General features: G+C 39.5%; 10 protein-coding genes, 1 tRNA gene and 1 other annotated feature. Of the genes, 4 read left to right on the top strand and 7 right to left on the bottom strand.

The window, feature by feature from the left end:
• Positions 1–53: 53 nt before the first annotated feature.
• Positions 54–194 (bottom strand): hypothetical protein, encoded by a 141-nt coding sequence (locus AAEY78_RS06815; protein WP_352338395.1) that lies wholly within the window; start codon positions 192–194, stop codon positions 54–56.
• A gap of 760 nt (positions 195–954) precedes the next feature.
• Between AAEY78_RS06815 and AAEY78_RS06810 the strand changes: the two genes are divergently transcribed.
• On the top strand, positions 955–1,764 hold the full coding sequence (locus AAEY78_RS06810; protein WP_352338393.1) for a DUF5020 domain-containing protein: 810 nt from the start codon (positions 955–957) through the stop codon (positions 1,762–1,764).
• Positions 1,765–1,947: 183 nt separating this feature from the next.
• A tRNA-Gly gene (locus AAEY78_RS06805) sits at positions 1,948–2,022 on the top strand.
• A gap of 499 nt (positions 2,023–2,521) precedes the next feature.
• Here AAEY78_RS06805 and AAEY78_RS06800 read toward each other — a convergent pair.
• Complete coding sequence (locus AAEY78_RS06800; RefSeq protein WP_147222241.1) at positions 2,522–2,758, bottom strand: helix-turn-helix domain-containing protein; 237 nt, start codon at positions 2,756–2,758, stop codon at positions 2,522–2,524.
• Positions 2,759–2,875: 117 nt separating this feature from the next.
• Positions 2,876–3,667, bottom strand: a complete 792-nt coding sequence (locus AAEY78_RS06795) for an aspartate dehydrogenase (protein ID WP_352338391.1) — start codon at positions 3,665–3,667, stop codon at positions 2,876–2,878.
• A 381-nt stretch (positions 3,668–4,048) separates the two neighbouring features.
• On the opposite strand from AAEY78_RS06795, the gene AAEY78_RS06790 reads away from it, so the two are divergent.
• Positions 4,049–5,245, top strand: a complete 1,197-nt coding sequence (locus AAEY78_RS06790; protein WP_352338389.1) for an amino acid aminotransferase — start codon at positions 4,049–4,051, stop codon at positions 5,243–5,245.
• Positions 5,246–5,349: 104 nt separating this feature from the next.
• Positions 5,350–6,495: a glycerate kinase gene (locus AAEY78_RS06785; RefSeq protein WP_352338388.1), complete on the top strand. Its 1,146-nt coding sequence runs from the start codon at positions 5,350–5,352 to the stop codon at positions 6,493–6,495.
• A gap of 24 nt (positions 6,496–6,519) precedes the next feature.
• Positions 6,520–6,636: a sequence feature (AL1L pseudoknot), on the bottom strand.
• Positions 6,637–6,711: 75 nt separating this feature from the next.
• Here the strand turns inward: AAEY78_RS06785 and AAEY78_RS06780 are convergent.
• The 4 genes from AAEY78_RS06780 to AAEY78_RS06765 all read right to left on the bottom strand — a co-directional run bounded on the left by AAEY78_RS06780 (position 6,712) and on the right by AAEY78_RS06765 (position 11,403).
• On the bottom strand, positions 6,712–8,289 hold the full coding sequence (locus AAEY78_RS06780; protein ID WP_352338387.1) for a BCCT family transporter: 1,578 nt from the start codon (positions 8,287–8,289) through the stop codon (positions 6,712–6,714).
• Positions 8,290–8,340: 51 nt separating this feature from the next.
• Positions 8,341–9,456: a mandelate racemase/muconate lactonizing enzyme family protein gene (locus tag AAEY78_RS06775; RefSeq protein ID WP_352338385.1), complete on the bottom strand. Its 1,116-nt coding sequence runs from the start codon at positions 9,454–9,456 to the stop codon at positions 8,341–8,343.
• Positions 9,457–9,544: 88 nt separating this feature from the next.
• Positions 9,545–10,681, bottom strand: a complete 1,137-nt coding sequence (locus AAEY78_RS06770) for a mandelate racemase/muconate lactonizing enzyme family protein (RefSeq protein WP_352338383.1) — start codon at positions 10,679–10,681, stop codon at positions 9,545–9,547.
• A 65-nt stretch (positions 10,682–10,746) separates the two neighbouring features.
• Positions 10,747–11,403 carry a GntR family transcriptional regulator gene (locus AAEY78_RS06765; RefSeq protein WP_352338381.1) on the bottom strand — a complete coding sequence of 219 codons (657 nt, stop codon included), beginning with the start codon at positions 11,401–11,403 and terminating at the stop codon, positions 10,747–10,749.
• Positions 11,404–11,566 lie beyond the last annotated feature (163 nt).

The following is an 11,566-nucleotide window of genomic DNA, read 5'->3' as shown; positions in this document are numbered from 1 at the left end:
GATGTCAGATTGAGTAGTCATTGCTTATTCTCCGGTTAGTGGATTATAAGCAGTTACACACTTTTTAGGATAGGCTCGCTGGTATAGCACACTTTTGCCAGATGCCGTACGGGCAATTGTTTTTGGCGGATGCTGCTTATCTGTCCACCATTATAACTGCTGTCGTACGGTGTAGGCTCAACCAAAGTATTCACGATGAAGGCTACTCTATTAATTTTAATACATACCTTCGTTTTCCCCTTAGTTTTTGACAAGATATTTACTTTTCATTATCCCTGCAACACAGTAGATACCTCATAGTACCTATAACTGCGTGACTACTAAATTTATTATAGTCAATAATATATTTAATCCTATAAAATTACTTTATAGATACACAATGTAAAGATTGTTTCTACTCTTAATTACCTAGAGCGCCTCTCATTTCAACTTTGTACTCTCTAACAGTCTGTTTTTATAAATAACGAGCCTGAACTCTACTTTCTCTGCACTCTCATACACTTTTATCAAATACCTCATTCTATCTGAGGTTATTCATTATTATTTCTTTTTGTAACAAAAATAATAAATCCTGACCAATTAGTCAGTTTCCTATTAATATCATATACTTAGCTTTCTTACTTGGCGGATACGAATAAAAACAGCTTTATTTAATCAAAAATTTTAGTTGTCAGATGTTACAAAATATGATTAACTGTTTTAAATATTAAACAAACGTTCTAAAGCGTTGCTTTAGGTTGTTTATTGTAAGCTATCTTACTGCCGTTATATCTTATTATCGTTTATGAATAATTATAACGGTAGCTAGAAAAAATATTCCACTTTATCTTAATCATTTTTATCTCTCCTCAGGTGGTGCTGGTGCACTTTAACAGGATGTTAAGACCAGTTTCGATATCAACAACCTACCCATGCCTATGAGGACATCACGACTGTACATAAGGGAGTAATACTGTGCGTTTTGATTCATCTACCCAATTATCGCAATCAACTTTTATCAAGCCTTTGGCCGCTGTTGCTGTCGCTATTATCGCGCTAGGCACTGTGAGCACTGCAGCACAAGCTAAAACCCTATTTAAAGACACCAGCATTACCGCACTTCATGGCACCAATTTTAAAATGGTACCTAATAACGAAAACTCATCTCTTTCAACCGTAACACTTGAGCATGCCTCTACCCACGACTGGGGCGGTATCTTTATGTTTGTTGACCGTCATCAAGGTGATGATTATGACCTTACAGATGGTCAAGGCAATGTTATCGGTAGTAAAGAATACAAAGAGACCTTTGGTAAAATATCACCGAAATTTAAAGTAGCTACATTTAAAGACAGCCTTGTTAAGCAAGTTAACCTTGCGGGTGTTTATGAGTTTAGTTCAAACAGTAAAGGTTTTGGGCAAGATAACTACTGGGCAGGTGTTGGGGTTGATTTAAACCTACCTGTTCCTGGAATGAAGTATGCCTCTGCAACTTTGTATCATGCATTTAATGAAACCAAACCTGATGACCAAAAAATCACGCTTACCTCAGCTTGGGAACGTGATAATTTATTAATTGATGGCTATGTAGACTTTTCCTTTAATAACGATGATATTGAGAATAACATTCACTTTAATCCACAGATTAAATACAATATACAGCCTATGCTAGGTATTGACAACCGCTTAGAAGTGGGTGTCGAATACGATTACTGGAAAAATAAGTTTGGTATTGATGGTGTTAACCAAAATGCAGTTGCTGCATTGGTTAAATATCATTTCTAATTAAATTGCTTTTAATAATTTAATAATATGTGAGTCCTGTTCGATAATTCATTTGAACAGGACTTTTTATTTGGAAATATAAACTTCATTATTATTTCAGATTTTTATTCTTATACTATTGACAGTAAATATAAAACGCGTATAATCTTGCATCATCAACTAGCAATACCCAGTTGGTAATTAGCGGGAATAGCTCAGTGGTAGAGCATAACCTTGCCAAGGTTGGGGTCGAGAGTTCGAATCTCTTTTCCCGCTCCAAATATTAAGAAAGCCTCACTTCACAGTGAGGCTTTTTTTTGTCTAATTTTCGGGGGTTGTAGAGAAATTCTCGAGATATATTTTTGAATATAGTTAAGCTTATCTACTCAGTCAAAAAGCTCATTTTCGGTGCGGTGCCCATTTGGTGCCCAAACCGTGCCCTGCCATAAAACTGCGTATACGTATTTGACCACAACCTAGCCTTTTTTAGTCAAAAAGTCATCATGACACCTGACCTCGTGAATTTGGCACTATGCTGATTTTTGAACCCAACCTCAATTCAGCAAAAATTAATTAAAATTACAAGATTAAAATACATTTCATTCCTTTAAAAAATTGTGGCATCCGTATTTATAATAATAATACCTAAAATTAATCTTTGTCTTAAAAGAGACCCCAACTTATTATTCGAAGCAAATCTCTACAAGTAAGTGCTTTCGCTACACTAGCTTTATATTAGGTAGCAGCTCCATATCAGAGACTATTCTCAATAGTCTCTTTATCTCTCGTCTGAAGAATCCTGTTCAGAAATTTCATCTGGAACATACTTCAAAATATCCCCTGGCGTTACCTTTAATACTTCGCACAACTTGCTTAGAGTATCAAATTCTATGCGAGTAGTTTCGTCGTTATAAATTCTATGCAATGTTGATTTACTAATATCTGTCGTTCTAACTAAGTCTGCTACTCGCAACCTTCTTTCTGCTAAAAGAACTGGTAAGTTACACAAAATCACAATAAATTCCTTATTGGTAAGTAAAAAGTACTTGCCAATGACTACTTTTCTGTTAATATAGCGATTTTATTATTTCTCTTTCAAGTTAATATCTATAAATTTCAAATAAGCTAGACTTCACAGCTGAAAAACCTCATCAAGCTGACAGCATAAACGGAGCGCGCTAAAAGCCGCTAGGCTTGAAGTTTTAGGATTTTCAGCTAATGGCAACCCTGTCATACTGATTTCAAGCTCGCCAAATATGCCTTTAGCAGTGATATGATGCACATTGTGTTCAAGCGCTGGATCAACAATCAGCGCCACCTTTGTATCGTCCAGCCCTACTCCGGCTAAAGCAACGGTTGCAGCGACATTAGAGTTAGCCGAAAACAGCGCGGCTGCTTCCCGCGCACTTCCTGTAAAAAAAGTATAGGCGCTTTCTAAGCGCTCATAGTCGATTAATTCATCTGCATAACTGCCTTTCCAGCTGTCTGGGTTCTTTCTACCTTGGTATGTAACCTCGTCCAATCCTGCCAAACTTGCGGCATGAATAGCATCGATGCCAGCGATAGCACCTGCCAAAATATGTATTTTTACGCCCTTTTTTGTTGCCGCATCTTGTAGTGATAGAACAAATTTTTCATCAGTAAATGCACCGACAGAAATAACGCCCAGAGGAATACCTTTATTTACAATTTGAATAGCGTGTGCTTTGAGCCCATGTTGCCCCGCCATTTCAATAGCCAAATCTGGAGTCTCTGACAATTCGCTCACCGAAGTAATCACCTCTACGGACTCTCCTACTTCTGCTTTTATCTCATCTGCACTTCTGGGACTTGCGATAATGGCTGAGAGCACGATATTACTAGGAAGCATCTCGTGCACTTTTCTCGCCATTGCTCCATAACCGACAAACATAACGCGTTTCATAACCTTCCTTATCTCTTATTTTCTTTGCATTAGCAAAATTCTGAATAAAACCATTCTTTAATAATGAATAAAGTATGTAACATATTCTGTATGAATGCAAAAATGTCGCTCAAAAGTCGATTTTTTTATTGCCACTGTAAGGCTGTAGCTTTGAGCTTAATAGTAACCCTTTTATTTCCAATTTATAAAAATCCTTGTTCAGCTGCTCTGATGCATTACGAAACTTCAAATATTTATTAATACTAAGTTTTATACATAGTTTTACTTAAAGTTATTACTCAGCAAGTAAGTCAACTCTAATATTGAGTTTATAGTCATTCTGATTTATGCTTTGAATCCTTAAGATATTTTTGTAGTACAACCAAATAACTGGACAATTTTATGTTTGAACGTATTGATTATTATGCTGGCGATCCAATTTTAGGTTTAATGGATAAATTTTTGGCGGATTCTAATCCTAATAAGGTCAATTTAGGCATTGGTATTTATTATGATGCCACTGGAAAAATGCCGGTACTTGACTGTGTGAAAACTGCCGAGCAGCGTATTGTTGACGCTAGTGCGCCTCGCCCTTATTTACCAATGGCAGGATTGCCGGGACATCGTCAGGCGTGTCAGGATTTATTATTTGGTAAAAATGCGCAAGCCGTTCAAGAAAATCGTGTTGCTACCATTGCAACCATTGGTGGTTCTGGCGCCTTAAAAGTTGGCGCTGAGTTTATCAATAAATGGTTTCCGCAGTCTAAGTGTTATGTCAGCGACCCAACTTGGGGCAATCATATTGCCCTTTTTGCTGGCAGTGACGTCGAAGTGGGAACTTATCCTTATTACGATAGCGCCACTAACAGTGTGAAGTTTGACGAAATGCTCAGCTTCTTTAGCACGTTAAATAAAAATGACGTGGTATTACTGCATCCCTGTTGCCACAATCCAACCGGTATGGATTTGACCCAAGACCAGTGGGATACCGTCCTAGAACTTATTCAACAGCATGAACTTATACCGTTTATGGATATTGCTTACCAAGGTTTTGGTGAAGATCTTGATAGCGATGCTTATGCGATTCGTAAAGCGGTTGATATGGGCTTGCCGGTATTCGTCAGCAATTCATTCTCTAAAAACTTATCCTTATATGGCGAGCGCGTTGGTGGTTTATCGATTGTTTGCCCAACACCTGATGAAGCGGTACGCGTATTTGGTCAATTAAACTTTCTCGTACGTTCTATCTACTCAAGCCCACCTTCTCATGGCGGCTATGTGGTCGATATTGTGATGAACGATGACGCTTTGCACCAACAATGGGTTGGCGAGGTTTATGATATGCGTGACCGTATTAAAGCCATGCGTCTAGCCCTTAAATCAGTATTAGAAGCCAAGTTACCTGAGCGCAATTTTGATTATATTACTCGTCAAAATGGTATGTTTAGCTTCACTGGATTAACGCCTGAACAAGTGGCACGCTTACAAAGTGAATTTGGTATTTATATGATATCCAACTCACGTATGTGCGTGGCGGGCTTAAATGCCAGCAATATTGATTATGTTGCCAATGCGATGGTTGAAGTGCTAAAGGGTTAATCCTTTATTGATTCTGCTAAGAACGCTTGTTTATATTGACGCCTATTATTTTTAATGGGCGTTCTCCATTTGACAACAAAAAGCCTTTTACTATAGAGCCTTAAATGAATATCTTAATCGCACCAGACTCGTTTAAAGAAAGCCTAGCCGCTATTGATGTTTGTCGCGCTATCCAATCAGGGTTCAGTCAGGTTTTTCCAGATGCTGACTATACATTGTTGCCAATGGCAGATGGTGGAGAAGGTACGTCTGAAGTATTGTCTTATGCGCTTGGTGGTGACTGGCAAAGCGTAGTGGTAAATGATCCTCTCATGCGCCCAATTACCGCACGCTATTTGTTATTGGATAATGGCACTGCCGTTATCGAAATTGCGGAAGCTTGTGGTCTGCATCTATTGACGATAGAGGAGAGAAATCCGCTAGTAACCAGTAGTTTTGGTGTTGGTGAGCTTATCAATGATGCGTTAAATAAAGGGGCAAAACGCATTATTATCGGTCTCGGTGGTAGTGCAACCAATGATGCTGGTGCAGGTATGTTGGCAGCTTTAGGACTGCATCTTTATGACGTTAAAGATAACGTATTAGCCCAAGGCGGTGGTCAACTTGATAACTTGCAGCGAATAGACGACTCAATGTTTAACCCAAATATTGCAACAACAACGTTTGAAGTTGCTTGCGATGTGACCAATCCTTTATGCGGCGCATTGGGAGCAAGTGCTATTTTTGCACCACAAAAAGGGGCTAATCCTGTACAAGCCACTCAACTGGATAAATCGTTAAATCATTTTGCAACGGTATGCCAGCAACACGGTTATGCCGATAATAAAAATATCGCCGGAGCTGGAGCTGCTGGCGGTCTTGGGTTTGCATTAATGACGTTTTGCAATGCAACACTGCAATCAGGTTTTGATACGGTGGCACAAGCGGTAAATTTATCGGAGCATATTGCTAACGCTGACCTTGTGATAACTGGTGAAGGCAAGCTTGATGCGCAAACTTCCATGGGTAAAGTGGCTGGCGGTGTCAGTGAGCTTGCTCGCGCCCATCATAAACCTGTCATTGCGATTTGTGGTAGCGTCGATGGGCTAAGACCTGCTCAAACAACGCAATTCGATGTTGTTATGCCCAGTATCCAAAAGATAGATACCAGCGATAATGTGTTAAAGGGTGCTTATGATAATATTGAAACCACAGCCGTTAATATTGCGGCAGCTATTAAATTAGGACAAACGATGAGGACAGCATTCTAGTTCTTTAGCACAGTAGTAGGTCGATGGGGCAATCGGTAATACTCTACAGATCAGCTCGACCCCATAAAGGTATTTGTTGTTGTCAATGAATTAAATCATGATTTTAGTCAGCGTTTCGTCTCTGCTTGAGCGAAAAAAGACAGACCACTCTTAAAGTAATCTGTCCTTTAAACCACATTATAGTTGTCGTACAAATATAACTATCTACTAAATCATCTATCCTTTTTTACTCAAATCTTGCGGTCGTGTTTCCTTAATACCAGAAGCGCACACTTCAGCGATTTTATCAGAGGGCACATCACCAAAGTCTTTTACCATCCATTTTAACCAGCCAACAATGATAAGTATCATAATAAAGAGAATGGGAATACCAGTAATGATGGCACTGGTTTTAATCGTATCCAAGCTTGCTCCGATAAAAATCATCGTCAGTGGAACTAGGGCTAACATCACGCACCAGAACAGTCGATGTATTGGATGCGGCTCTTCATTTCCTTGTAATTTTGGCGTTGCTGTAGAAGCCATGGTAAAGGCAGCACCATCTAACGTCGTGGCAAGGAACAAGACAGATATTGCACAGAACAAAATCATGAAAGCGCTGCTGAATGGCAATGTTTGTAACACTGCAATGATAGCATTGTTGTCTTGACCCGCGCCCAACATTCCAACTACGTCGACCAGTCCTGTTAAATGCCGATCAATGGTTAGACTACCAATAATACCAAAGAACAAGAAACAGCCTGCACTACCACTAATTAATGTATTGATAACGACTGAGCGCAGCGTTCGACCTTTTGATACTTTAGCAATGAAAATACCGGTGAAAGGCGCATAAGTAATCCAGTATAACCAATAAAATATTGTCCATGACTGCGGGAATCCGCTTTTACCAATAGGATCAGTAAATAAACTCATTTGCACGAAGTTCTGCAGCATTAAGCCCAAAGAGTTGGTCGTATTAGCGATAATAAAATTCGTTGGTCCTAAAACCAAAACTCCAACGCAGAGCAGTAACGCCAGTTTTGTCGTAAAATCTGCTAAATTTGACATGCCTTTTTGTAAGCCGATATAAGAACTTAGCGAATAAACGACGGAAATGATGAGAATCAACACGATATTCATCGTAAATGAGGGTTCAATGCCCAATACCGTACTTAAGACATTATTAACCAGTGGCACAGAAACGCCTAGGGTAATACTTAACGCGCCAAAACAGATAAAGATAAAAATGACATCAATAATACGCCCTAGTACGCCACTTTGCTTAATACCCGTAATCGCGCTAACGATGGCGCTAAGACTCAGCCCTGCATTTTTGCGTACATATAAGTGATAGCAAATAGGAAGTGCAACTAGCGCGTATAACGTCCATGCGCTAAAGCCCCAATGAAACATATTGTAAGGCAATGACATCTCATACGCTTTTTGCGAGTTTGCCTCAATGCCAAGTCCGGGGGTTTCGATATAATAAGCCCATTCAATAAACGCCCAATAGACAGTGGCTGAGCCCAGTCCACAGGCAATCATCATTGAAATCCATTTAAAGTTGGAGTATTCCGGTGCCTCTTCCCCAAAGCGAATGTTGCCATATTTGCTGGTTGCTACGAAAGCAAGCAGTAACACACCGAGGAAAGTGAATAACAGTACTCCTGAGCCAAACCACTCTGTCATTTTTCCAAAGATAGCACCTGCAACCACTTGTGATTGCTCTGGCTGAAGATATAAAGCCCCAACCACGATAACCACCAGCGCAATACTGACAGAAATTAATAGTTTATCTACTTGTCTACTCATGACGATTCCCAATTCCATTTTGGTTTTAAATCTATAAATCCGTTAACGACTTTAGATTTTATATAACTCCATTACCGCTTCATCGAGTTCTACCCCAAGTCCAATGGTATCCGGCACCCTTACATAACCCTCTTCTAATGGCAGTAAATTCTTAACCAGTTTGGTAAACAACGGACTCTCGCTTTGTGAGTATTCAATCAAGTCGCCATACTTGGTAGCCGCTAGGAATTGCACGGTAGCCGCCAATAAAATTCCCGTACTAAAACCATGAGGAATCATTTTGACGCCATTCATCTCAGCAATATTATTGATAATACGCATCTCACTAATACCCCCACAGCGGGTAATATCGGGCTGAATAATATCGGGCTGTGCTTGCTTTATAAAATCCTCAAACTCATAGCGTGTCGTTAATGACTCGCCACCCGCAATTTTGGTGACCGCAAGTTTTGCCAGTTTGAGATAACCTTTCATATCATCAGCCAATACCGGTTCTTCAATCCAATTTAAATGGAATGGCTCTAATTTTTTGAACATATCAGCTGAATGGCTATAGGTGTTCCATTTAGAAGCCAAGTCAATTTGTAGCTCAAAGTCATCACCCAACTCTTCACGAACAGCTTTCACCAATTCATAGTCAGTAATGGGATCATCACCCATGATGCCGCCACCGAATTTCAGACTGGTAAAGCCTTTTTCTTTAAGTTTTCTAGCAATGACTCTGTTGTCGTCAGGGATATCTGCGGGTATAAAAGTGCCATAAGCACGAATTTTATCTCGATATTTACCACCCAATAAGGTATGAATAGGCACTTGGTGATATTGAGAGGAAATATCCCATAAGGCAATGTCAATGGCACTCATCGCATGAATGCCTGCGCCGCGTCTGCCTAAATAGTTAGAACCCCAATACATTTTGTCCCAAAGTTTTTGAATCTCTAAAGGATTTTCACCCAGTAACAGTGCCTTTAAACCAGAACAGTATAGGTTTGAGTTTGGGGCTTCGATGATGGCTTTGGCTACTAACGGCGAGGTGTCACTTTCACCAATCCCGACTAAGCCCGTATCGGTAATCACGCGCACAATGAGTGCATCTTCGCCCCATTCACAGGCTTGATCGAGTGCTGGAACTCTCAGGCTAATAACTTCTATGTCTACTATTTTCATCTTCAAACATCCTTTTAATGAATTTTCTTGAGTTAATACAGTATCTTGCGATTTTTGGTGGTTATCGGTATCAATAAAGAAGACCGTTTTACGCTGTCCAACCTGTCGTATCTAGAATAATTTTATAATTGCTCGTTTGTTCAATTAACGTCCAGTCCATCTCAATACCCAATCCATTGCCATCTGGCGCGTGTACATAGCCCTCTTTATCCGTTCTAATCGTCGTTAGTGCGCCAAACTCTAAAGGCTCAACGGGAACGGCTTGCTCAAAATAGGTGCTGTTGTTGTAGGCTAACATGAGATGCAGGTTGGCAGCTTGCGACAAGGTATAACCCCAAGATTGCAGCTCAACGGTCATCGAATTGGCTTCTGCAATACCCATAATTTTTTGAGTTTGAGTAATGCCACCAGCAAGCGTGGCATCGACACGGGCACTTGACCAACCGTTGTTTTGAATACCTTGCTCAATTTGATTAAGATGAAGTAAGGTATTTCCAGCGGCTAGGATAGGGATATCAACACGGGATTTTAGTTCTCTATAACCCTCTAAATCGGTGTCAGGTAGTGGCGCTTCAAACCAAAGATAATCATGCTTTTCTAAAATTCGCGCGGCTTTTAGCGCCTCTTCTCTGGTATAAGAGCTTTCTACGTCCATCATAAATTTAAGACCCGATTCCTTGAACGCCTCATGGATCGCTGCCACCAAAGCCATATCTTTTTCAAAAATGCACCAAGTGTGAAATTTAATAATTTTATAACCTTGATTTTTTAAATCTTGAACGTGCTTGATATAATCTTGAATAGTCGGTAAGAAAGGCGTACTTGCATAAGATAAAATTTTATGTCTAGCGCCACCAAGCATCTGGTACAGCGGCATTTTTGCGAACTTCGCCACCAAATCCCATAACGCAATATCTATCGGTGACAATGCTTGTGGTTTCATTTGCACGCAGCGACTTGCCATCAAAGAATAAATAGCTTCTCTGTGTAGCGCCGATTTACCAATCAGAAAGGGCAGCAAATGACGGATAGACTCTGCAAGGCTTTTATCAATGCCGCCTTCTGTCCAAGAAATTGCCGCGCCAAACCCTTCATAGCCATCAACTGTCCGAATTTTGACAATAGTATTGGTGATGACCAAGTCATCATAATGCGAGGAGGTTTTGTATTTGGCATCGGGTCCTGCAACGACAAATACGTCGATTTTGTCAATTTTAAGTGTCATAAATATCCTTATTTTTGAACTTTAAACGATAAAACAGCCATTACATTTAGCTACCAATGAGACTTTTAATCCAATAAATAAACGTCTGGAAGATTGGTATCAACGATATGAGCTCTTAATGCCTCGATAGCTTCATCGAGAGAATCCCCATTTACCAAAACATTTATCAATTCTTCATGCTCAACAAGCCATTTTTCCAACGTTCCAGATCTGCTGTTTTGATGTAAGAAATGCAGACGGATCCTATTGACAATACTTTCCCAAATATGCACGACGCTTTCTAATCCCGAAGACTTCACTATCAATCCATGTAGCTGAATATCCAACTCTATAAACGTCGATAAATCCTCATAAAAAATAGCTTTTCTCATCTCTTCTAAGATAGTTCTAAATTGTGTTTTCGTCTTTTCTCCCCAAACAGAAAAGCCTTTTTTTAGAGCAAAGGTTTCAATCTGAAGGCGCATTGGAATTAGAATTTCAAGGACTTCTTCTTGTGAGATAGTCGATACTCTCGTGTCTTTATAGGCTTCAGAAATCAACAAACCTTTTTGCTCTAACAGCAACATGGCTTCTCTTACCGAAGTTCTGCTAACGTCTAGGCTTTGCGAGACTTGAAGTTCAGTGATTTTCTCACCCTGCTGCAACTTGCCTTCAAAAATCATTTGTTTGATTTCTTCTGCGATTTGTCGTTTTAGCGAACTTTTGGAAAATTTACCAGACATACAAATCCATCCCTTGCTTAATTATTATTTTTTGACTTTGTCTAATTGTCGACAATCTATTTTTAGAAAATATACTAAGTAGGCCAATTAGTAAAGAATTTTCTTAAATTTATGGAAAGAATAACTTTGAGATTACAAAGTAGATGATAAAAATTAGAAAAGT

Origin of the sequence: Psychrobacter sp. 16-MNA-CIBAN-0192 (assembly GCF_040309565.1) — a bacterium.
In the GTDB taxonomy this organism is placed as follows: domain Bacteria; phylum Pseudomonadota; class Gammaproteobacteria; order Pseudomonadales; family Moraxellaceae; genus Psychrobacter.
The sequence above is the reverse complement of the archived record's forward strand: the minus strand, read 5'-3'. Positions and strand labels throughout refer to the sequence as shown.